Source organism: Superficieibacter sp. 1612_C1 (genome assembly GCF_015234305.1).
GTDB lineage: Bacteria > Pseudomonadota > Gammaproteobacteria > Enterobacterales > Enterobacteriaceae > Superficieibacter.
Genome location: NZ_JADGMI010000003.1, coordinates 59,203 through 81,275, shown reverse-complemented (window position 1 = coordinate 81,275; position 22,073 = coordinate 59,203). Strand labels below are relative to the sequence as shown.

The window sequence follows — 22,073 nt, the reverse complement described above, 5'->3', positions numbered from 1 at the left end:
GGGTCGGAATGTCATCAGCGGCACTGTAACAAGCTATCCGCCATCTTAAATATCTGCAGGTCCTTGCACCGAGTATGCACACCAACCGACAGAGTGATTTGACCCAAACTGGTGGATATTTTGCAAAACTATTAGCCTCTTATGACCGGTCTGCAGCCTGATATTGAGGAATTAGTGCGCTTTCATGGAATGCCTGCCGGGATCGCAAGTACGAACCCCCGGTACTGTTACACTGAATGTGCTCAGTCCTGTATCAGATTGTATTTTTCAGCAACTCAAGAACAACCCTTATTTTATCATTGTCACGTTTGTAGTACGTCCAGGGACCGATGCGCTGAGAAGTAACAAGTTGTGCCCGTTGAAGAGCTGAGAGGTAAAGAGAAACGGTAGACTGTGAGAGCCCGACCTTTTCCTGAATGATACTGACACACACACCGAACTCGTCCGCATCAGCATAAGGCTGATGGAAGTGTATTTTCGGTTCCTTGAGCATATGCAGAATTTTTCTTCTAACAGGGTTTCCCAGCGCCTTAATCACGTCATTCAAATCAATATCAGGCATAAACTCTGTCACTTGTCGCATTGAGGAATTGCAATGTTACGATACTTCTCTACGTTAAGCATCAGCTTTTGAAAAGCTGATGCTCATAAGAATGGTTAGCCAAAGGCGGGATAATCTGTGTAGCCTTTTGCCGTTCCACCATACATGGTTGTTGGATCGACCGGATTCAGTGGCCATTCATGATAAAGGCGCTGCGGTAAATCCGGATTAGCTATGAACGGGCGGCCAAATCCGATAATGTCTCCCCAGCCAGCACCGATAATCCGTTCGGCTTTTTCTTGCGTATATCGCCCGGCATACATAATTACACCGCTGAATAACTTACGGACTTCAGCTCTGAATGCTTCAGGCAATTCGGGAGCATCATCCCAGTCGGCTTCAGCAAGAGAAATATAGGCTATTCCGATTTCTTCAAGAATTTTAACGGCTTCGGTATAGGTTTCATGGGGATCATCTTCCACCAGGCCAAGATAGACCCTTACTTCATCCGTGGTCTGAAAGAGCGGAGCAAAACGGACTCCCACACGGTCTTTACCGACCACATCAGCGACAGCCTGCGTCACTTCGCGCAGAAACCGCAGCCGGTTATGTAATGAGCCACCATATTCATCCTCTCTTTTGTTGCTATGGGATGACATGAACTGGTTAACCAGGTATCCATTTGCACAGTGAATTTCCACACCGTCAAAACCGGCATCAAGGGCGTTCTGAGCTGCCCCGGCGTACATCCTGACAATCTCACTAATTTCCTCTTTTTCCAGTGCGCGGGGGCAGGAAGCGGTAGCCAGCGCACCCTCTCCCGGCCCGGTTTCGATGAATACCTTAACGTTTTCCCCTGCCGGTATCGCCGACGGAGCGACAGGCGAGGCGTTACATGGCTGCAGGGAGTTATGGGATACTCTTCCGACATGCCAGAGCTGGGCAAAAATGATGCCTTCTTTTTCATGCACTGCCCGCGTCACTTTCTTCCAGCCTTCCACTTGCCGTGAGCTGTAGATCCCCGGGGTCCACGCATAACCCTGCCCACGAGGTTCGATTTGTGTTCCTTCGGTCACCATAAACCCGGCACTGCTGCGCTGTGCGTAATATTCAGCCATCAGTTCGTTCGGAATATCACCCGGTTGTGAGCTCCGTGAGCGGGTTAAAGGCGGAAGTACAACACGATTCTTCAGGGTGTAGGGACCTAGTCTGGTGGGAGAGAACAGGTTTTTCGTCTTCATTACATATCCTGATATAGCGAATTTTCAATATCACTGAAACGCCATGTCTCAGCATTTACGACCTGGCATGTCGTCGTTCGGCCGATGTAGCCGCAGAACCACGACACTTTATTCCACATATTGAGATTTACCAATATCTAGATTTATAAAAATTATGATCGGATGAGCGGAACGGGGGGGTTGCCTGATGGCTCACAGAATCGGCATCATGAACCTAAATGGTTCTGATAATGTTATCGGAGATCCTGAACGGGAACGGTATGCGTCACGATTTTAATGACTATGTTGCATTCATGGCAGTAGCACAGGAGTGCAGTTTTTCACGGGCTGCTGTCCGCCTCGGGATCTCGGCATCCACGCTTTCACACACGATACGTCGTCTCGAGGAGCGCGTTGGCATGCCGTTACTTATGCGTACAACCAGGCGGGTGGCTGTCACCGAAGCCGGTAAACAATTATTACTGACGCTTGAACCCGGTCTTGCGCGCATTGAAGCGGGCGTGACAGCTCTTCAGAGACTGCGCCATACACCGGCTGGGCTGGTCAGACTTACGGTATCAGATCACATGATTCATGAATGTCTCTGGCCACGATTGTCACCGTTACTAAAAAAATATTCGGATATCAAGGTGGAAATGTCGCAGCAGAACGGTTTTGTCGACATTGTTGAGGGCAATTTTGATGCCGGAGTCCGAATTGGTGATGACATATTAAAGGATATGGTGGCCGTCCGAATCGCACCGGACATACGGTTTGTCGTCATTGGATCGTCCACCTATCTTGCAGAAAGAGGTCTGCCGCTACATCCCTCTCAGCTGGAAAAACATGACTGCATCAATATACGTCTGTCACCCACAGGCCCGCTGTATGGCTGGGAATTTGTCAGGCAGGGGGATATTGTGAAAAAAGTGGACGGGCAGCTTACTTTTTCAAGCATTTATCCAATGCTTCAGGCAGTAAAAGATGGCTACGGCCTGGCCTACCTGCCGGAGTCTTCTGCCCTGGCGGGGATTGAGGCGGGACACTATTGTCGGGTGCTTGAGGACTGGTCAGAGGCTTTTCCCGCCGACATGATAATTCCAATAATGTCCATTACAGGCTCCGGTAAAGATAATACCGACACCTTACATGAGAAAGGCAAAAGCAATATAACCTGCTGTGCTCCGGATTTTAAGAATGAGCGGTTTACGTAGCAGGATGAGCAGTTCGAACCAGAAATTTCGTTACTATTGCTAAAGTAAAACCTGATGACCTCTAATCGTAACGGAGACCAATATGACTTCACAACTGAACTGGCAGGCCCCGGCTATCAATCGCAAAAAAGTAGGTGACATGACTGTGACCATGCTGAGTGATGGCTATCTGGACGTATCTTTTGAGCTGCTGTCTGGTATTGACGGCTCACGTGCCGAGGATTTACTGCAGAAGCGCGGTGTGCCAGCAGTACCCCGTATTAATATCAACGTCTACGTTATCCAGACGCCTGAGCGAACCATCCTGATTGACAGTGGTGCCGGAGGTATCAATGGCTGGGGCGGTCGGCTTCAGGTAGCCCTGGCCGCGGCAGGCATTGACCCGCTTCAGATTGATACCCTTCTCCTGACTCACGCGCATCCTGACCATATCGGCGGGCTTGCAGGCCCCCTGCAGACTCCCGTTTTCCGCAATGTTCAGCAGTTGTTTGTGCATGAGAAAGAACTCGCTTTCTGGCGTGATGAAACCATTTCCGCTGGCGCGCCTGACGCATTCAAGCCGTTCTTTGAAGTAGCAAGGAACGCCTTCAGCGCTTATGACGACAAACTGGTGCCATTCCGCGAGGAAGCGATTTTACCAGGTATTCAGACTGTACCGCTGTTCGGCCATACACCAGGACATACCGGTTATCTGCTGGGTGATGAAAAAGAGTCGCTGCTCATCTGGGGTGATATTGTTCACTTCCCGCACATTCAGGTTGCTCAGCCTGACGTTACTATCGCGTTCGACAGCGATCCTGCGGCGGCGGCGGCCATCCGTAGCAAAGTGCTTGACCGCGCAGCGAGCGATAACCTGGCTGTCAGTGGTATGCACTTCAACCTGCCTACTACCGGTAAGGTTATCCGTGAAGGTAACAGCTTCGCACTGAATTACGACCTGTGGTCACCCGCAGTCTGATCACCTTCCTTCCCGGTGCACACAATAGTGACCGGGAAGATCCCCTTTCATATCGCCCGACAAGAACCCACCTGCAATACTATGAATATCACTGCCTCACAAAAAAATGGCTCATTACTCTTGCGCCCTGGCTTTTTGTATTCCTCTGGAGTCAGGGTTTGTCGCAGCCAAATTTACCGTGCAGTACAGCGCGCCGTTTCATCTTTTATTCCTGCGTGGCGCATTTTCCTGTCTGGTCCTTCTGCTGCTTACACTGGGGTTCAGGGCCCGTTTTCCGTCCGGCAGAGGAATGGTTCGCAACCTGATTGTCGGACTTTTCCTGCAGAGCTTCTTTCTGGGCGGATGCTTTTATGCCATCCATCGTGGCATGCCGTCAGGCATTGTGGCGCTCATCACCGGCCTGCAGCCGGTACTGACTGCAATACTGGTTTCACTCATGCACCGTCAGTCCCTGCATCCCCGGAAATGGCTGGGTATTGCGATTGGCTTTGCGGGCGTTTTCCTGGTGCTCTCGCCAGGCCAGCATAGTTTTGCACTGGATCCTGTGGCTTTTGGGTCGGTCATGCTGGGGTTATTTGGCGTAACGATCGGAGCGCTTTATCAGCGCCGTGCTCAGGGAGATGGACATATCTTTGCGAACACGTTTTTACAGTACGTCACTTTGACAATATCGATGGGTGCAATTAGCCTGATGTTCGAATCTGCTCCGACGCAGTGGAGCTTATCATTTGCGCTGGGTCTGGGCTGGCTGGTTATTGGCGTATCGGTTCTGGCGATTATGTTGCTGATTTTTATGATACGAAGCGGTGAAGCAACCAAAGTCGCTACTTACTTTTACCTGGTTCCCATTCTCACGGCAGCTGAAGCGTGGTTGCTGTTTGGAGAGGCCATTACATTGCCCATGCTTGTGGGTATGGCAATAACTATAATCGGCCTGATTTTTGTCATCCGGGAATAGACAACCGCACGCGTCGCTGTATGCTTTTGTATATGGCGACGTATAATAGCGGTCAAAGTCAAATTCCGGATGAATATGCAAACAGTCAGCTTTTCCGATTCTCCCGTTGATGATCTCCTCGCTGAGCTTCTTACCCTGGCACGCTCCCGTTTTCCACTTCCCTGCGATTGCCTTCGCGCAGAACAGACGCATCAGGTAAAGAAGTTCGAGGTGGAAGGTGCGACCCTTTCCTTCCCGCTGGAAGGAGAATTCCGGTATCGTGAAAATGAGAAATGGCACCGGGTGATCCCGGGCGAGATTATGGTCGTCCCGAATGCCCGTAGCATCGATATAGAATATGCCCCTTCAGAACAAAGTGGTGAGTTTGTTGCCCTGAGCGTGGTGCTCGCGGAGGAACAGCTTGAAGCAGCCAGGCTGTTACTTGCCGCACCACCACCACAGGACACCGGCAGCATCGCAGCCATTTCCGTATCAGCTCTTCTTTCACCCCTTAACCGCTGGACAGCCGCAATGCGGGAAGGGAAGCGTCCGCTTTCCCTGCACGCCATGGTTGAAGTGGTGCTCTGGCTTTATGGCATGGGATACCATGCTTTGCTGCGAGCCCGGCAGCCAAGTCTGGCCATGAAAATCCGTCAGATGGTAGCGGACAAACCGGCTCATCCCTGGAGTGCTGCTGAAATTGAAGATCTGACGGGACTCAGTGGCCCCACGCTTCGGCGCCACCTGGCCAGTGAGTCAACCAGCTTACGCTCAGTTATCGCCGATGCACGTATCGCGGAGGCTCTCCGCCTGCTGATGACATCGACGCTGCCGGTAAAAACGGTCGCGGGGCGGGTGGGTTACAATTCACTATCGAGCTTCAGCAAGCAGTTTTCTGAACGCTATGGAATCGAACCTTCAGGGTTCCGCTGACTTCAGTTCGTTCAAGGTACACATTGCGTCCCTCGCACTTCAGTAACTTGCGTGGATCTTTCGAATATAACGGAAGATATTGGCCGGCATTGCGTGTAACCGGTTCAGGAGTTCTCATCGTGACGGGAGAGCTAAATCGGTACGGCTGTTGTTCTCAGCTATAAGAACAACTGAGTATCTGACCAGCTGTCTGGTGCTGGCAGCAGCATGCAGTGCAATCGGTCAGGCTCAAAGGAACTGACCTGATGTCAGGTTATAATTTCGGACACATCATAACCCCAGAAGGAGACAACTGTGGTTCATGTTTTCATTATCGGTGGTGCAGGCAAAATCGGCCAGCGTCTGTGCAGGATCCTTTCAGGTAGGGGGCATGCTGTTCGTGCCCTCTACCGTAAGCCAGAGCAGCAGGCATTGCTAGGCGAGCTGGGTGCTGAGCCCGTCAGTGGGAGCCTGACAGAGCTGGATGCAGCTGCGCTGGCGATGCACTTTGCAGGTAGTGATACAGTGGTGTTTACTGCCGGTGCCGGCGGTAAGGGGGGACAGGAGATGACCAATGCGGTCGACGGCGAAGGGCTGAAAAAGTCGGTAGCTGCCGCCCTCAGTGCCGGTGTGTCTCGCTTTCTGCTCGTTTCTGCATTCCCGGAGTCCGCACGGGGAGAAACCACTTCTGAATCATTCGAAAATTATATGCGTGTTAAAAAAATGGCCGATGTGGAACTAGCACAAAGCGAGCTTGACTGGGTGATCCTGCGCCCCGGCGCGCTGCAGGATAAGACTGGTACGGGTTATGTACGTGCCGGCCTGGCCATCCCGTATGGTAACGTGCCCCGTGATGACGTGGCGGCTACGCTGGCTGAACTCATTGAGCAACCTGCCGTCAGCCGCGTCATCATTGAGCTGACGTCTGGCGATGCTCCTGTCCGTGAAGCCATACAGAAGCTGGCGGGCCGATAAAAGGCAGCGCACGTACCAGCAGGCTGCAGGCCCCCAGGCGTTTACAATAAACTTTCCAGCCAGTCGGTAAACGCCCGTACTTTTCGGGAGAGATGGCGGTGCGGATACAGAAGTTACAGTTTGCGATTCGGGGACGTATTATCTGGCAGAACCTCTACCAACAGCCCGCGATCGAGATAAGGCTGCAAAAAAATATTCATGCCCTGTAGTATTCCCAGCCCCGCCAGGCCTGCTGCAATGTAGGCTTCTGAGTTATCCACGACAAGCCTGCCTGGAAGTTCAATTTCGGTGGAGCCCTCTGACGTCCCGAATGTCCAGGGCATAACTTGTCTGTTGCTGCTGTTAATCCAGTTGACGGCCTGATGCTGCTGCAACTCGTCCATTGTTTCCGGGGTGCCGTGTTGATCAAGATACGCAGGACTGGCGCAGGTCGTCATTTTAACGGTTCCCACCTCCTTTGCGATATAGTCGCCATCGTCCAGCTCCCCCACCCTCAGTATGCAGTCCAGGCCATCATGCAGCATATTCCGTCGGCGGTCTGAGCTGCTCAGGATAATTTCAATTCCGGGATGCTGGCGATAAAAATCAGGCAGGTTGGGTATAACAAGTAAAGCCGCAAACGCGACAGGCATATCTATGAGCGAATAGCGGGCGTCAAAATGATAGCGACAGGAAAGTTCTGCCATATTAAACATAACAACCCTTGGGCGCACCGCCGCAGGCGCCCTCAGCACGTTTCTGCGGCCTCCCGCCTGTTTCCGGCACCTTTCAAACGCCCCTGATGATTTCTGCGCGTCTGCATGGCTATGCAGTGAGATCTGCTCTCCACCGATTAGTGCATGCAGATTTTGGAAACGTCCAATTCTGGCACGAAGCGGTCACCCCGGCGGGGTGCAGTCCGCTGTCAGCGAAAACGGACATTGAGCCAATCAAATAATCTGTGCCAGAATTTGTCATTGAGGCTAGTACTTTCGAGTAGATCTATTTCCCGCCCGTACTCTTAAACTCATCTATCTCATCCTTCTACGACTTATTACCGGGAATATAAAACCCCGCCGAAGCGGGTTTGGTAATTTGAGTTTTTCTCAGGCGGCCATCTTTCTGCATTGTTCGGCGCAGTGATGACAAGCGCTTGAGCAATCCTGACAATGGTCATGTTCATGCTTTCCACACTCGTCACCGCACTTCTGACAAACATCAGCGCAAAGACGGCAAAGATCCTGGGCAGACCCGCTATTTAGTGTCATGAATTGAGCTGCAAGACGGCAGATATTTGCACACTGCATATCCAGTTTTATGCACTCGCGCATCATCTCCAGATTCTCTTCGTCGAGACACGAAGCCGCACAGTTATCACATGCCGTTGCACATAGATAACAGGCTTCGATGCATTTTTTGTATTCGTCTAACATAATTTCTCCTTAGCTAAGGTTACGTATTAAGCATGGAAGAGATAACTGATTATTCAAATTTTGAATTAGTTAATTACCTTTTCAGCATTTCATATCATTGATTCAAAGTGCATCTCTAGGGTTACCTAATTCACCTATGTCTACTTCTGGCACAATGCAGAAATGAGATAGATTTACTTTATCCGCTTCTCGCTCAAAGCTGTCCGTAATCCCTTGCCTGCTTAAAAAAACCGGATTAACGTGTGATGTTTTTACGTTTTCCAGGCAGCCTTCATCGGTAAGTACCTGTCTTACAGACTTCAATGCACTTAGTTAAGAAACATCCTAATCGTCCTTTCGCCGATCGCGAGATCTGTTATGGCAGCTAAACTCGATTGATACCCCAATCCGCGGGGCAGCATTTCCTTTCCGCACGCAAGAAGGAGAAGATCATGAAAGCAGTAATTTACAACGGTCCTTATGATGTAAAAGTAAAAGACGTACCGGATGCGAAAATTGTCCGCCCCACGGATGTACTCGTCCGCATCACCACCACCAACATTTGTGGGTCGGACTTGCACATGTATGAGGGCCGGACCAGCTTTGAACAGGGACGGATTCTGGGTCACGAAAACCTGGGTGAAGTGGTCGAAATTGGCTCAGGCGTTGAACGTATTAAGGTGGGCGACTATGTTTGTCTGCCGTTTAACGTGGGATGTGGTTTTTGCGAAAACTGTGAAAAAGGTCTGACCGGCTTTTGTCTCACTACCAATCCGGGTACGGCAGGCGCAGCTTATGGTTTTGCTGAAATGGGTCCCTGGGAGGGAGGTCAGGCGGAACTTCTTCGGGTGCCATTTGCCGACTTTAACTGCCTTGTTCTTCCCCCTGATGCGGCAGAAAAAGAAGATGATTATGTGATGCTCTCTGACATTTTTCCTACCGGCTGGCATGCAACAGAACTTGCCGGATTGAAGCCTGGTGAAAGCGTGGCCATTTATGGCGCGGGGCCGGTCGGTTTGATGGCAGCTCATTCGGCGATCATTAAAGGTGCTTCACAGGTGTTTGTGGTTGATACGCACACAGACCGGTTGGCTCTGGCTGAAAAAATGGGGGCGACGGGCATCAATGCTACTGGCGATGAAGCTGTACAAAAAATTCTCGACCTGACGGATGGACGCGGTACGGATTGTGGCTGCGAATGTGTTGGCTATCAGTGCTGTAACAAACATGGCCATGAAGATAACTCTGTTACCATGAACAGTCTTGTTGCGTCGACGAAAGCAACCGGGGGAATTGGTGTGGTTGGCGTCTTTATTCCTCAGGATCCGGGGGCTGAATCGGAGCTTGCCAGAGAGGGTAAGATGCCATTTGATTTTGGGAGTTTCTGGTTTAAAGGACAGGCAATCCGTACCGGCCAGGCGAACGTTAAGGCCTATAACCGTCAGCTGTCTCGCCTCATCCATCACGATAAAGCCAGTCCGGGCAAAATAATTTCTCATCGTCTTTCGCTTGAAGAGGCTCCTGCCGGATATAAGCACTTCGATGAGCGGGATGAAGGATGGACGAAGGTTATCCTTAAGCCTTAAATAGAGTTATCCGGTATGAGAAAGCAAAAACCGGGAAAGAATGTATGACTTTTGACAGGGTGCAATAAAATATCCTGTCAGGGCGTTATTATTCATACTTTCAGCTGCCAGGCGCTTCCATATCCAGACTTGTTCCCTGATTTTGCCGACGAGATAGCAAAATTAATACATTCAGGAGGAGGCATCTGCGGTTGATCTGTTCCGTATTTATTAACGCCCTGTGCTGTAAGTATTGTCTGCCTCTACCACATAGCAGACATGTGCGCAGGAACGGTCCGCTATGAGCGAAAAGCGGACTTCCGGTCCTTGCGCAAACTCCCGTTCCGAGAAGTTGCAGTTCACAAATCACCTGTTAAAGAAGGTATGGTAGCCCACAGCATTAATTTTGCTTCCATCTTCAGTCAGACTGGCCGGTACCGGCTTCCGATAAGTTTCGTCGGCTGAGGCCCGCTAAAGTAGAGAGGTCAAAAAATAACCTTGACGTACAATAATTTTCGATATCCAAACTGACCCCTAATTAGGTGGACACCTGATGACTGACTTAAAATTTCTATCACGCCAGCGTTACACATCCGCAGTCGCATCTTGCGGGGTTCAGCGGGGTGTTGCAGGCGGACGTGCACGTGCGGACGCCCTCTGACACCACGACCGAAGCGCTGTGCCGTATCGGCGAGCTGTATGGCATCGAGGCGGGCATCCGGGGCAAAAGCGCGGCGGAACGGCTGGCCATTCGGCAGGAAAAAGCGGTACCGCTGCTGACCGCGCTGGAGGGCTGGCTGCGTGAAAAGCAGAAAACGCTGTCACGGCACTCGGAGCTGTCGAAGGCGTTCGCGTACGCGCTGAACCAGTGGGATGCGCTGAAATTATACCTGCGGGAGATTACTGATACAGAACACGCCGGGAATGTGCCGCCATTGACGCAATGACGACACAGCCCTTTTTAACCGTTCCGTGAGAGTTCCCTGGCAATATACTGTGCGGTACGGCTTTCTTTGACCTGCGATACCTGTTCGGGAGTTCCTGCGGCAACCAGGCGTCCTCCCTCATGTCCCGCTCCAGGACCGATGTCGATAACCTGGTCTGCCTGAGTAACCGCCCGCATATCGTGTTCAATCATTATCACCGTATTTTCTGCATCAACAAGCCGCTGCAGCTGCACAAGGAGGCGGTCGGCGTCTGAAGCATGCAGGCCGGTTGTCGGTTCATCTAGGATATACAACGTGTGGCCACGTTGGCTACGTTGTAGTTCGGTTGCCAGCTTGATCCTTTGCGCCTCCCCTCCGGATAACTCGGTTGCTGGTTGTCCCAGACGCAGGTAGCCCAGACCAATTTCACTCAGCAGACGGAGGGGACGAGCCACTGGTTCTTCAGTCGCAAAGAACTGACTGGCTTCATCCACCGTCATATGCAGGACCTCCGCGATATTTTTGTCCTGCCAGCAGATCCTGAGAGTATCCCGGTTATACCGCGCGCCATGGCAGGTCGGGCACGGTGCATACACGCTCGGCATAAACAACAGCTCCACGCTGACGAATCCTTCACCTTCACAGGTTGCACAGCGGCCTTTTGCCACATTGAAAGAGAATTGACCCGCATCGTAATGATGGAGTTTGGCGTCAGTCGTTCCGGCAAAGAGCTTACGAACAGGATCAAACAACCCGGTATATGTCGCCAGGTTTGAACGGGGGGTCCTGCCTATCGGTTTCTGGTCAACCTGAACCAGACGCTTTACCAGTCCGGTATCACCGGTCAGGGTACCGTACGTTTTCTCCGTTACGGATGGCCCCTCAGCGTCGCTGGCTTCGGAAAGCACGTCTTCTGGCTCACCGCCAAGTGAAGAAAGCACCAGTTCCGGTAAGGCCTGGGCAATCAGACTGGATTTACCGGAGCCAGAGACTCCCGTCACGGCTGTCAGCACACCCAGAGGAATATCAACATCGATCCACTTAAGATTGTGGCGATGGATCCCCTGCAGTTTCAGCCACCCGGATGGGATACGGGCAAAAGATTGTGGTGGCCGGACTTCATCAAATAAATAACGCGCGGTACGAGATTGGGTGACGGCTTTCAGATCTTCAGGAATACCACTGTAGAGAACATGTCCTCCCTGTTCACCAGCCGACGGTCCCACATCAACAAGCCATTGCGCCCGTCGCATCAGGTTAAGATCATGTTCAACGACAAACACCGAGTTGCCGGCATCACGAAGGTTCTCAAGCGCATCGTAAAGCGCTTTACTGTCTGAGGGGTGCAGACCCGCAGACGGTTCATCAAGAACATAGACCACACCAAACAGCATCGAACTGAGTTGCGTGGCAAGACGCAGTCGCTGAAGCTCTCCTGCAGATAGAGTTGGGGTTGCTCTGTCCAGCGTAAGATAACCCAGCCCCAGCTTCTGCAACTGATACAACCGGGCCATGACACCACCGGTCAGCCGTTGTGCCGCCAGTCGTTTCTCTTCCGATAACGCCGATGTCCGGCAGACATCGGCGTTATCGGAATGGACCGCTTTTCCGGATGCAGCACGCTCTGTCAGATCCCGACGGGTGATATCCCTGTCGGCATCTGCGCCGGCGTGGTGGGCACTGAAATCCCCCCGGGAGATTGGAAGGAGCAATTCCGCCAGCTGGTCTAAGGGCATCTGCATAAATTCACCAATGTCCACACCGGCAAAGGTGACGGACAATGATTCTGACTTCAGTCTTTTCCCGTGACAGACCGGACACAGCTTGCCTTCCATAAAACGGGAGACTCGTTTTCTCATCAACGCGCTTTGCGTGCTGGCGAAGGTATGTAGCACATAACGACGTGCCCCGGTGAAGGTCCCCATATAACCCGGCGTCATTTTTTTCCTGACGGCTTCGCGCGTATCTTCCGGACTCAGTCCCGGGAAAACCGGTACAGTGGGGGTGTCTTCGGTAAAAAGGATCCACTGACGGTCTTCCGCTGGCAGATTTTTCCAGGGAGTGTCGATGTCATACCCCAGCGTCACCAGAATATCCCGCAGATTCTGTCCGTGCCAGGCCGGGGGCCAGGAAGCAATAGCCTTTTCACGGATACTAAGTGAGGGATCGGGCACCATCAGTGTTTCAGTTACCTCATAGATATGGCCCAGACCATGGCAAGAAGGGCATGCCCCCTGCGGCGTGTTGGGAGAAAAATCCTCGGCATACAGCATCGGTTGTCCGGCAGGATAAGCGCCCGCCCGTGAGTACATCATTCGCACCAGACTGGATAAGGTGGTCACGCTGCCGACAGAGGAGCGCGCGTTACTGGCACCGCGTTGTTGCTGAAGCGCAACGGCTGGCGGCAGTCCGTCAATGGCATCCACATCCGGAACCCCGACCTGATCAATGAGGCGACGAGCGTAGGGGGCAACCGATTCAAAGTAGCGCCGTTGCGCCTCAGCATAAATGGTGCCAAAGGCCAGTGAAGACTTACCCGAGCCTGACACACCCGAAAAAACAACCAATGCGTTGCGCGGAATGGAAACATCCACCTCTTTAAGGTTGTTCTCGCGAGCACCGCGAATCACAACTGAATTGTTGTCGTCAGTCAGGATGGGATGATAACCGAAAAGTTTCTTTGCCATAGAATTTCCTGTGCTAGGTGTGTCCGCTCTTAATAAGGCCACCTCTTGTGACGGTATCTGGTGTGCCGGACCGCTCGATCAGAAAGCCCGTCGAAAAAAGCGTTTGTGTGACTGGAAACAGATTGCTGAAGCTGGGCCCGGTGGTACCATGTGGGACACCGCTGAAGTTTCAGCGGTACCCTGCGGATCCGCCTTCTGTATGAGAACTGGCTGGCGGCGTACCCGGGACCGGAGATTTGGCTCCCGTGATAATGCGGGCTCCCCGGTACGCGACGCTGTGGTTCCAGACCCAGCTGATGGCGACACTCAGGCGGTTTCGGGTACCAATTAAAAAATACAGATGAATAATGCACGTGATTTCATATGTCATTTCCTTTCATTACAGTTTTAGACCCCATCAGACATCTGCCTGGCAGAGTTAACGGAGATAGGAGCGGACTATCGAAATGGTGTCGTCGATTGACCTCTTCTGCGACTCATTTCGTTTGCCCGTATCGGGGAATTCCTCCCGAAGATAGCTTTCCAGAACAACCGCCATCAGGTCGTTAACGGCTCCCTGGACTGACCCCGCCCCGGTAGACGATCCTGCCCTATAGTTTGAGTATAGGAGGAGCGTATGGGCACACCACGATTTACACCTGAATTTAAGGAAGAAGCCGTCCGTCAGATAACGGAACGCGGTTATTCCGTCGCCTAAGTATCTGAGCGTCTGGGCGTCTCTGCACACCGCCTCTACAAGTGGCTACGGGCTATCAAACCTGATAACAGCGAGCAGCATGCCCGGGATTTACTGGAAGCTAAAAGCGAGATCCTGAAACTCCGGGCGCAGCTAAAACGCACCGAAGAAGAACGGGATATCCTGAAAAAGGCCGCGCGGTACTTTGCAAAGGAGCCCGACTGAAGTACCGCTTTATCAATGAGCACCGAACTGTATGGGGTGTGATGACGATGTGTCGGGTACTGAATGTCGCCCGGGCCGGGTTCTATGCGTGGCTGCATAACCCTGTCTCGGCGCGTGATAAAGATAACCAGCGCCTGCTGATGCTTATCCGCGACTCATATTCCCTGAGCGGAGGCGTATACGGTTACCGGCGGGTTCATGGCGATCTGAACGAAATCGGGGAAACCTGTGGTAGAAACCGGGTGGGTCGGATCATGCAACTGGACCGGATTAAAGCTGTGCGCGGCTATAAAGCGCCACGTCGTATCGCTGGCAGGCCTTCAGTCGTTGCTCCTAATCTCGTGCAGCGGCAGTTCACCGTTGTCCGGGCCACCCAGGTCTGGGTCACCGATATTACTTATATCCGCACCTGGCAGGGCTGGCTGTATCTGGCGGTGGTTATCGATCTCTTCGCCCGTAATGTGGTCGGCTGGTCGATGAAACCCACTCTCTCACGCGAACTGGCGCTCGACGCGCTGATGATGGCGGTCTGGCGCCGAAAACCAGACAGCGAGGTTATCGTACATAGCGATCAGGGCAGCCAGTACGGCAGTGACGACTGGCAGCGCTTCTACCGGGCCAATAACCTGGCGCCGAGCATGAGCCGGCGTGGCAACTGCTGGGATAATGCGGTGGCCGAATCGTTCTTCAGTTCGCTGAAAAAAGAACGGATCAGAAAACGCATATATAAAACCAGGGATCTGGCCCGGGCGGATCTTCGATTACATTGAAGTCTTCTATAACCGGTCCCGGCGCCACAGCCACCTCGGCGACGTCAGTCCGGAGGCCTTCGAACAGGCCTCGTCGTGAGGACAGGATTTGTCTACAGGCGTGGGGTCAGTCCAAACTATAGGGCAGGATCGTCTACCGGGGCGGGGTCAGTCCATCAACGGCTCGGAAGTGTCTAGATTATCCGTGGCGATTCAGTTACAGTACATCTCAGGTCTGCAGGGTTCAGGCCCTGTTCAGGCCTGAAAATTAAGCACATTTTCTGAGGCTGGAAATCAACTCATGCTGACAGCCTGAGCCTGTTGGCATGGTAAGCAATGTGCTCACCAATAAAGCTGGAAATGAAATAATAGCTGTGGTCGTATCCAGTATGATATCGGAACGACGCATTGAGGTTCATCTCATTGCATACTCTCTCAAGGATTTTGGTGCGCAGTTGCTCTTCATAAAAGGCGTCACTCAGCCCCTGATCAATGAAGATTTCTGGTAATTTTTCACCCTGTAAAATGAGGCTGACTGGATCGTAGGCTTCCCACGTTTTTCTGTTTTCACCCAGGTAAGCGCTAAATGCCTGTTGCCCCCATGGCACCTGAGAAGGCGATACTATCGGGGAAAATGCTGATACGCTCACATATTCACCAGGATTTCGCAGAGCCAGCACCAGAGCACCCAGCCCTCCCATAGAATGACCGGATATAGATTTTCTTGCCGTTGCAGGAAAATGATTCATGACGACATCCGGAAGCTCTCTGAGAATATAGTCATACATCCTGTAATGAACATTCCACGGCTGTTCCGTCGCGTTCAGATAAAAACCGGCCCCCTGGCCAAGATCGTAACTGTCGGCATCCGGGACATTATTACCCCGGGGACTGGTATCCGGGACAACAACGATGACGTTATGCCGGGCTGCATAATGCTGCATACCTGATTTGGTGATGAAATTCTGCTCAGTACAGGTCAGGCCCGACAACCAGTATAGTACCGGCAGTTTTTCTGTTACTGCTTTGGGAGGAAGATACACACCGAAATTCATTTCACAATTAAGGGATTGTGAATAATGCCGGTACACGTTTTGCCAGCCGCCAGAGCTGGCATGCTGCTCAATGAGTTCCATCAGCCGTTATCTCATGGTTATTTCCCCTGACCGAAGCCAGGGGAAGTATCTTTAAATCCGGACGTCAGATAAACGTATACGCCGTGATTTTGTTACCCGCCGGATCCCGCAGGTAGGCAGCATAGGCCCCGGGAAGGTGACCACGCGGGCCAGGTTGACCTTCATCAGCTCCACCGGCGGCAAGGCCGGCAGCATGGAAAGCATCAACCTCTTCCGGGGTGGCAGCAGCGAAGCCGACAGTCACCCCGTTAGCGGAAGGTGCTTCACCGTTGCCCGGACGGGCAATGATAAATGCCGGCTTTTCGCGGCCATAGAGTACCCAGCCGTTGCCAAACGGGCCGAGGTTATTGATACCAAGCGTGCCCAGGACGACATCGTAAAATGCGGAGGATTTCTCGACATCGGCTGCGCCAATGAACACATGAGAAAAGATGCCGTCACCAGAAATTACCGGAGTTGTCATTTTCCACTTCCTTCAGTTTGAGTTGATTAAAATTCTGATGGGATCAGTAATGAATCACTGTCCGGATAGATTTGCCTTCATGCATAAGCTCGAAGGCGTCATTGATTTCATCCAGTGTCATCGTATGGGTTACAAATGGCTCAAGGTCAATATCCCCCTTCATGGCATCCTCGACCATACCGGGGAGCTGAGTGCGGCCTTTTACTCCGCCAAACGCGGAACCTTTCCATACGCGCCCGGTGACCAGCTGGAAAGGACGGGTGGAAATCTCCTGTCCGGCCCCTGCGACACCAATGACAACGGACTGCCCCCACCCACGGTGAGCACTTTCCAGCGCTGCACGCATGACGTTAACGTTACCGATACATTCAAAGGTATGGTCAATACCCCACTTGTTGATATCCAGCAGAACATCTTTAATCGGTTTGTCATAATCATTCGGGTTAATGCAGTCAGTGGCCCCGAACTGACGGGCCAGGTCAAATTTTGTCGGATTAGTATCGATAGCGATAATACGTCCCGCTTTTGCCTGACGGGCCCCCTGTACCGCAGCCAGACCAATTGCCCCCAGACCAAAAATGGCAACTGAATCGCCCGGCTGCACTTTAGCCGTGTTATGGACGGCGCCAATACCGGTAGTCACGCCACAACCCAACAGGCAGACGTGTTCATGGTTCGCCTCCGGGTTAATTTTTGCCAGAGAAACCTCGGCCACAACGGTGTATTCACTGAATGTGGAACATCCCATGTAGTGGTAAAGAGGCTGACCGTTGTATGAAAAGCGAGTGGTCCCGTCAGGCATCAGTCCTTTGCCCTGAGTCTCGCGAACCGATACACAGAGGTTCGTTTTACCGGACTGGCAGAATTCACACTCCCCGCATTCAGCGGTGTAGAGCGGAATAACATGGTCACCCGGCTTCACACTGGTGACGCCTTCACCAACTTCAACGACGATACCGGCTCCCTCGTGGCCGAGAACCACCGGGAAAACGCCCTCAGGGTCATTCCCTGAGAGGGTAAAGGCATCGGTATGGCAGACACCTGTGTGGGTGTTTTTAATCAGCACCTCGCCTTTTTTAGGCGGAGCAACATCAATTTCAACAATCTCCAGGGGCTTCCCTGGTGCAAATGCAACAGCGGCACGTGATTTCATACGTAATATATCCTCAATGTAATAATGGCCTCACCTATTTAAGATAGGCACGAACCAGCTCAATCGTATCGTCAACTGATTTACTGACTTCATGACTGTAGCTGTCATTCTGGTCAAAGGTTTCCCGTATGTGGCTCTCCAGCACCTCTGCCATCAGTCCGTTAGCGGCGCCCCGGACGGCGGCGATTTGCTGGAGAACGGAACGGCATTCAGCGCCACTTTCAAGTGCTCTTTCCAGAGCATCAATCTGACCCCGGATACGGCGAACCCGGGTTAGGACCTTTTTTTTCTCTTCAGGAGTACTGGGCATTGCTTACCTCACTGCTCTGTATTTCTTATACTATAGGGGAGTATTACATTAAGATCAACACATACCCCACTATAGTATAATAAATATATCAGAGCACCGGTAATGACTCCAACTTACTGATAGTGTTTTATGTTCAGATAATGCCCGATGACTTTGTCATGCAGCTCCACCGATTTTGAGAACGACAGTGACTTCCTGCCCAGCCTTGCCAGATGCTGCCTCAGATTCAGGTTATGCCGCTCAATGCGCTGCGTATATCGCTTGCTGATAACGTGCAGTTCTCCCTTCAGGCGTGATTCATAAAGCGGCCAGCCATCCGTCATCCATACCACGACCTCAAAGGCCGACAGCAGGCCCAGAAGACGCTCCAGCGTGACCAACGTGCGTTCACCGAATACGTGCGCCACAACCGTCCTCCGTATCCTGTCATACGCGTAAAACAACCAGCGCTGGCGTGATTTAGCGCCGACGTAACCCCACTGTTCGTCCATTTCCGCGCAAACAATGACGTCACTGCCCGGTTGTATGCGTGAGTTTACCGACTGCGGCCTGAGTTTTTTAAGTGTCGTAAAATCGTGTTGAGGCCAACGCCCATAATGCGTGCACTGGCGCGACATCCGACGCCATTCATGGCCATATCAATAATTTTCTGGTGTGTACCGGGCTGAGAGACGGTGTAAGTGAACTGTAGCTGCCATGTTTTACGGCAGTGAGAGCAGAGATAGCGCTGATGTCCGGCAGTACTTTTACCGTTACGCACCACGCCTTCAGTAGCTGAACAGGAGGGACAGCTGATAGAAACAGAAGCCACTGGAGCACCTCAAAAACACCATCATACACTAAATCAGTAAGTTGGCACCATTACCCGAATTACCAGCGTCTGCTCTTGGCACGGAGCGGACCTATTTACTGAGCCGAAGGTCCGCTCAGACTAACTCATTAAAGCCTGGTTGTTTTATCGCATCATCAGCCGTGTTCTGAAGCATTAGCTATGTATCTTCAGGGATGCTGATTTTCCCTCTGCACCAGATAAACCAGAATACAGTTTGATGTCGGTCAAAAAAGACAGCTTTAAGTGCATGAAATGAATAATGTTTCTTGAATGCTGGCAAAGCACTGGGATAGTAGTGTTGATTATTAGACGATCGGTCAATATTATTTATTGACGACTTAATGACTGAACGGTAAACGCCCGGACAAACGAGGTGAACGTGTTTAAATCTTTATTAATCAACAAAACAGATGGACGCTATAGTGCGCAACTTGCTGAAATCGCTGAAAGTGAACTACCGCAGGGGGATGTGGAGGTCAATGTTGACTATTCATCCATCAACTACAAAGACGCACTGGCCATTACGGGCCGGGGCCCAATCGTCCGACGCTTTCCCATGGTGCCCGGCATTGATTTTACCGGTACAGTGTCCGCCAGTTCACATCCCGAATATCAGGCCGGAGATAAGGTTCTCCTGACCGGCTGGGGTGTTGGGGAAAAACACTGGGGCGGACTATCCGAAAAAGCACGGGTAAATGGAGACTGGCTGACGCCGCTCCCGGCTGGCGCTAACGGCAAACACGTAATGGCAATCGGAACAGCTGGGTTTACCGCGATGCTGTGCGTAGACGCACTTCTGAATCATGGTATTAAGCCTGAAGATGGTCCGGTACTTGTTACCGGTGCCAGCGGCGGCGTCGGGAGCATTGCGGCCATGATCCTTGCATCAATGGGGTACCGCGTTACGGCGTCTACTGGACGCCCGGAAGAGGCTGCCTGGCTCTATAAAACGGTCGGTGTGGACGAGATTATTAACCGTTCCGAGCTCTCCTGTCCCGGAAAACCGTTACAGAAAGAACGCTGGGCTGCCGCCATTGATACAGTCGGTAGCCATACGCTCTGCAATGTATGCGCCGGGGTGCGTTATGGCAGTATTGTTGCAGCCTGCGGCATGGCACAGGGGATGGAACTAATGGGGAATGTGGCTCCGTTTATCCTGCGTGGCGTCACGCTGAAAGGGATTGACAGTGTCATGTTCGCGAAGGAAAAAAGAGCGGCGATCTGGCAGCAGGCGGTACAGTATTTACCGGAGTCCAGACTGGATAGCCTGACCACCGTTTATCCGCTGAGTGATGCCATCAATGTGGCCGAAAAACTTCTGAGTGGCGGAATTCGTGGCCGGGCAGTAATTCAGTGTAGCTAATGAAGTGGAAGCCAGGCTCAGCCTGGGTTTGATAATTATTATCAGGGGCTGCGGCCCCTTTTTTACTTTTCAACAGCCGTGTCCTTAGAGGGCTGATAGCGTACTGACTTTTTGAAATAGCTCCAGAAGTCGTACACAGGCTGGGTTGAGCAATAAAGTTTGGCACGCATTACGGCACCCTCCCAACTGCTCCAGAAAATGGCCGCCAGTTGCGTATTATTCATATCGGAACGGATTTCGCCCGAAGATAACGCGTCGGACAGACAGCACGCCACAAGCGCCTGCCAGCGCTCAAGTATTTCGTGGAGCTGTTTGATAAAGGACAGTGGAAGACCCGGACTCTCCTGCATCATATTGCCAACCAGACAGCCCCGGGTGAAATTGTACTTTTTAATGCCGTCGCAGGCATCGTCGATGAAATTTTCCAGACGCATCATTGGTGTGAAGGATGATTCATACAGATGTTTTTGGAGTTTATGCACAAAGAAACTGTCATAGGCGCTCAGAACAGTCTGGGCATACTCTTCTTTGCTCTTGAAATAGTAATAAAATGAGCCTTTAGGAACACTGGCATTTTTGACAATGGCATCGACTCCCGTTGAAAGAAAACCATTCTGCGTGAGCAGTTCAAGCCCGCTTCGGATCAGGTCATTACGGGTATCTGTATAGGTACTCTCTGTTTTTCGTGGCCTGCCTCGCCCACGAATTTCGCCAGTCATGACTTTGCTCCTGCATTTTATTAACGGAAAAGAATAAGTGATTTTGCGCGGAGGCTTCAATCAGTTTATCCCCGGCGGTGACGAGGTGGCCACCTATGCCGACTGGACAGGGGACTGACTATTGCCATAACGCCATCGCAGGTTGCTTCAGTAAACCTGCTAATCCCGTACAATGGCGAATTCGCTATATCCGCTTCTCGCACTTAGCTGCCATAAATCGGCCAGGCAATCACAGGTCATTTCTGTCTCGCAAAGAAGGTGCCGTTTCTGCTTTGCGTTGACACCCCTAAATATTAGAATTAAAAGGAGAGAGTTACTGGAAAAAGGCAGCGGAGGCAGTGACAATCGTGGCTTGAAGCCACTACTCGATGGATGCGGACATGTAGTTGGCGTCATTCGACAAAACTAGCAAACTTCTAATAGTCACCATTTCTCCCGTCTGGCGGGAGTGCTGTCAAATGCCCCCCTCATCTCTGTGTGGGAAATGAAGGGTGAAGGGGAAATAGATGACAGCGTTATTTCTACGCCCAGAATACTGAATACCTTGTACAGACGATCAATACTGGCGCTAGCAGGGTTTGCTTCCAGGCGGGCATAGGTTTGCTGCGTTACGCCAAGCCTCTCAGACACATCTTTTTGCGTGAAGCCCTTGATTTTGCGAAACCCGATTAGCACAGGTCTGAGCTGGTTCAGCGTTTTTATCGGGAACTGATTATTCATAAGTGACCTGCCTCGCAGACTGAGTAGGGAGTACCGCCCTGTAATACAGCAGGTAAGGTGTATTTTGTGTTATACAGACTATAGGCTGTAAAACCTTTATTGAAAAGATGCTGATGTTCCAGGGGCATGCCGAGCATGGACGATTTTCTGCGGGGCGGTATTTCGCTACGGGGGAGATTGCGTTCGGGCAATGTACCGGTGTAAAAAACGTCAATTTTTCAAAACCGCTGTTATCGGGATAAGCTGAAAACTCCGAAGGCAGACACAGCCACGAATAATGTCAGACTTAAACTCTGTAGCTGTCTTCTTTTGCCTGTAAATAACGTCTAGTTTGACTCTGATGAAGGCTGTACCAGGCAGAGAACATGTCACTCTCGGGGCCGGATGATAAAATGTGTTCA

The 22,073-nt window shown here is 51.7% G+C and carries 18 protein-coding genes and 3 pseudogenes; 9 read left to right on the top strand and 12 right to left on the bottom strand.

Translation table 11 applies throughout. The features are described from left to right. Positions 1 to 253: 253 nt before the first annotated feature. Both INT84_RS11460 and INT84_RS11455 read right to left on the bottom strand, forming a co-directional pair. On the bottom strand, positions 254 to 562 hold the full coding sequence (locus INT84_RS11460) for a helix-turn-helix transcriptional regulator (protein WP_032415288.1): 309 nt from the start codon (positions 560 to 562) through the stop codon (positions 254 to 256). 95 nt (positions 563 to 657) lie between these two features. Beyond that, positions 658 to 1,782 carry an alkene reductase gene (locus INT84_RS11455; protein ID WP_023279877.1) on the bottom strand — a complete coding sequence of 375 codons (1,125 nt, stop codon included), beginning with the start codon at positions 1,780 to 1,782 and terminating at the stop codon, positions 658 to 660. A gap of 260 nt (positions 1,783 to 2,042) precedes the next feature. Here INT84_RS11455 and INT84_RS11450 point away from each other — a divergent pair, with 260 nt between their 5' ends. From INT84_RS11450 to INT84_RS11430, 5 genes are all read left to right on the top strand, one after another. Further along, entirely contained in the window at positions 2,043 to 2,975 is a 933-nt protein-coding gene (locus tag INT84_RS11450) for a LysR family transcriptional regulator (protein ID WP_158287950.1), read from the top strand. A gap of 82 nt (positions 2,976 to 3,057) precedes the next feature. After that, positions 3,058 to 3,933 (top strand): MBL fold metallo-hydrolase, encoded by an 876-nt coding sequence (locus tag INT84_RS11445; protein ID WP_017384065.1) that lies wholly within the window; start codon positions 3,058 to 3,060, stop codon positions 3,931 to 3,933. 106 nt (positions 3,934 to 4,039) lie between these two features. After that, positions 4,040 to 4,891 (top strand): DMT family transporter, encoded by an 852-nt coding sequence (locus tag INT84_RS11440; protein ID WP_023279882.1) that lies wholly within the window; start codon positions 4,040 to 4,042, stop codon positions 4,889 to 4,891. 75 nt (positions 4,892 to 4,966) lie between these two features. Beyond that, positions 4,967 to 5,803: a helix-turn-helix transcriptional regulator gene (locus tag INT84_RS11435; protein ID WP_023279881.1), complete on the top strand. Its 837-nt coding sequence runs from the start codon at positions 4,967 to 4,969 to the stop codon at positions 5,801 to 5,803. 294 nt (positions 5,804 to 6,097) lie between these two features. Further along, positions 6,098 to 6,757, top strand: coding sequence for an SDR family oxidoreductase (locus INT84_RS11430; RefSeq protein ID WP_007897903.1), 660 nt, complete (start codon positions 6,098 to 6,100; stop codon positions 6,755 to 6,757). Positions 6,758 to 6,798: 41 nt separating this feature from the next. Here INT84_RS11430 and INT84_RS11425 read toward each other — a convergent pair. Next, positions 6,799 to 7,395 (bottom strand): annotated as a pseudogene (locus INT84_RS11425) (LysR substrate-binding domain-containing protein); the annotation flags it as partial. A gap of 447 nt (positions 7,396 to 7,842) precedes the next feature. Continuing rightward, a complete protein-coding gene (locus tag INT84_RS11420) occupies positions 7,843 to 8,169 on the bottom strand; it encodes a four-helix bundle copper-binding protein (RefSeq protein WP_022649401.1) in 327 nt (108 codons plus the stop codon). 431 nt (positions 8,170 to 8,600) lie between these two features. Between INT84_RS11420 and INT84_RS11415 the strand changes: the two genes are divergently transcribed. Together INT84_RS11415 and INT84_RS11410 are read left to right on the top strand one after the other, a co-directional pair. Then, positions 8,601 to 9,734: a glutathione-independent formaldehyde dehydrogenase gene (locus INT84_RS11415; RefSeq protein WP_022651297.1), complete on the top strand. Its 1,134-nt coding sequence runs from the start codon at positions 8,601 to 8,603 to the stop codon at positions 9,732 to 9,734. Between the two features lie 569 nt (positions 9,735 to 10,303). Continuing rightward, positions 10,304 to 10,603: pseudogene (locus INT84_RS11410) on the top strand (transposase); the annotation flags it as partial. Positions 10,604 to 10,674: 71 nt separating this feature from the next. Here INT84_RS11410 and INT84_RS11405 read toward each other — a convergent pair. After that, complete coding sequence (locus INT84_RS11405) at positions 10,675 to 13,326, bottom strand: excinuclease ABC subunit UvrA (protein ID WP_012561117.1); 2,652 nt, start codon at positions 13,324 to 13,326, stop codon at positions 10,675 to 10,677. Positions 13,327 to 13,942: 616 nt separating this feature from the next. Here INT84_RS11405 and INT84_RS11400 point away from each other — a divergent pair. Then, a pseudogene (locus INT84_RS11400) lies at positions 13,943 to 15,076 on the top strand (IS3 family transposase). A 199-nt stretch (positions 15,077 to 15,275) separates the two neighbouring features. On the opposite strand, the gene fghA reads toward INT84_RS11400, so the two are convergent. From fghA to INT84_RS11375, 5 genes are all read right to left on the bottom strand, one after another. Continuing rightward, the gene (gene fghA / locus INT84_RS11395) at positions 15,276 to 16,112 is read right to left on the bottom strand and encodes an S-formylglutathione hydrolase (protein WP_012561110.1); all 837 of its coding nucleotides are present in this window, start codon (positions 16,110 to 16,112) and stop codon (positions 15,276 to 15,278) included. 64 nt (positions 16,113 to 16,176) lie between these two features. Then, positions 16,177 to 16,575, bottom strand: a complete 399-nt coding sequence (locus INT84_RS11390) for a VOC family protein (RefSeq protein WP_012561111.1) — start codon at positions 16,573 to 16,575, stop codon at positions 16,177 to 16,179. A gap of 43 nt (positions 16,576 to 16,618) precedes the next feature. Then, the gene (gene frmA / locus INT84_RS11385) at positions 16,619 to 17,728 is read right to left on the bottom strand and encodes an S-(hydroxymethyl)glutathione dehydrogenase (RefSeq protein ID WP_017384070.1); all 1,110 of its coding nucleotides are present in this window, start codon (positions 17,726 to 17,728) and stop codon (positions 16,619 to 16,621) included. Between the two features lie 34 nt (positions 17,729 to 17,762). Further along, positions 17,763 to 18,038 carry a formaldehyde-responsive transcriptional repressor FrmR gene (gene frmR / locus INT84_RS11380; RefSeq protein ID WP_017384071.1) on the bottom strand — a complete coding sequence of 92 codons (276 nt, stop codon included), beginning with the start codon at positions 18,036 to 18,038 and terminating at the stop codon, positions 17,763 to 17,765. A gap of 113 nt (positions 18,039 to 18,151) precedes the next feature. Further along, a protein-coding gene (locus INT84_RS11375) for an IS1 family transposase (protein WP_223195083.1) occupies positions 18,152 to 18,849 on the bottom strand; the annotation gives its coding sequence in 2 pieces (ribosomal slippage) (positions 18,152 to 18,600 and positions 18,600 to 18,849; 699 coding nt in all). Positions 18,850 to 19,249: 400 nt separating this feature from the next. Between INT84_RS11375 and INT84_RS11370 the strand changes: the two genes are divergently transcribed. Continuing rightward, on the top strand, positions 19,250 to 20,233 hold the full coding sequence (locus INT84_RS11370; protein WP_023280857.1) for an MDR family oxidoreductase: 984 nt from the start codon (positions 19,250 to 19,252) through the stop codon (positions 20,231 to 20,233). 62 nt (positions 20,234 to 20,295) lie between these two features. Here INT84_RS11370 and INT84_RS11365 read toward each other — a convergent pair whose 3' ends face one another. Beyond that, complete coding sequence (locus tag INT84_RS11365) at positions 20,296 to 20,952, bottom strand: TetR/AcrR family transcriptional regulator (protein ID WP_023280966.1); 657 nt, start codon at positions 20,950 to 20,952, stop codon at positions 20,296 to 20,298. A gap of 423 nt (positions 20,953 to 21,375) precedes the next feature. Next, entirely contained in the window at positions 21,376 to 21,672 is a 297-nt protein-coding gene (locus INT84_RS11360) for a helix-turn-helix transcriptional regulator (RefSeq protein ID WP_017384073.1), read from the bottom strand. Positions 21,673 to 22,073: the final 401 nt, after the last annotated feature.

Bases quoted from the DNA above. Each gene is read 5' to 3' on its own strand.
- INT84_RS11445 (WP_017384065.1), top strand. From the start codon at position 3,058: ATGACTTCACAACTGAACTGGCAGGCCCCGGCTATCAATCGCAAAAAA.
- frmA (WP_017384070.1), bottom strand. From the start codon at position 17,728: ATGAAATCACGTGCCGCTGTTGCATTTGCACCAGGGAAGCCCCTGGAG.
- INT84_RS11360 (WP_017384073.1), bottom strand. From the start codon at position 21,672: ATGAATAATCAGTTCCCGATAAAAACGCTGAACCAGCTCAGACCTGTG.
- INT84_RS11365 (WP_023280966.1), bottom strand. From the start codon at position 20,952: ATGACTGGCGAAATTCGTGGGCGAGGCAGGCCACGAAAAACAGAGAGT.
- fghA (WP_012561110.1), bottom strand. From the start codon at position 16,112: ATGGAACTCATTGAGCAGCATGCCAGCTCTGGCGGCTGGCAAAACGTG.
- INT84_RS11415 (WP_022651297.1), top strand. From the start codon at position 8,601: ATGAAAGCAGTAATTTACAACGGTCCTTATGATGTAAAAGTAAAAGAC.
- INT84_RS11455 (WP_023279877.1), bottom strand. From the start codon at position 1,782: ATGAAGACGAAAAACCTGTTCTCTCCCACCAGACTAGGTCCCTACACC.
- INT84_RS11420 (WP_022649401.1), bottom strand. From the start codon at position 8,169: ATGTTAGACGAATACAAAAAATGCATCGAAGCCTGTTATCTATGTGCA.
- frmR (WP_017384071.1), bottom strand. From the start codon at position 18,038: ATGCCCAGTACTCCTGAAGAGAAAAAAAAGGTCCTAACCCGGGTTCGC.
- INT84_RS11440 (WP_023279882.1), top strand. From the start codon at position 4,040: ATGGCTCATTACTCTTGCGCCCTGGCTTTTTGTATTCCTCTGGAGTCA.
- INT84_RS11460 (WP_032415288.1), bottom strand. From the start codon at position 562: ATGCCTGATATTGATTTGAATGACGTGATTAAGGCGCTGGGAAACCCT.
- INT84_RS11435 (WP_023279881.1), top strand. From the start codon at position 4,967: ATGCAAACAGTCAGCTTTTCCGATTCTCCCGTTGATGATCTCCTCGCT.
- INT84_RS11405 (WP_012561117.1), bottom strand. From the start codon at position 13,326: ATGGCAAAGAAACTTTTCGGTTATCATCCCATCCTGACTGACGACAAC.
- INT84_RS11390 (WP_012561111.1), bottom strand. From the start codon at position 16,575: ATGACAACTCCGGTAATTTCTGGTGACGGCATCTTTTCTCATGTGTTC.
- INT84_RS11450 (WP_158287950.1), top strand. From the start codon at position 2,043: ATGCGTCACGATTTTAATGACTATGTTGCATTCATGGCAGTAGCACAG.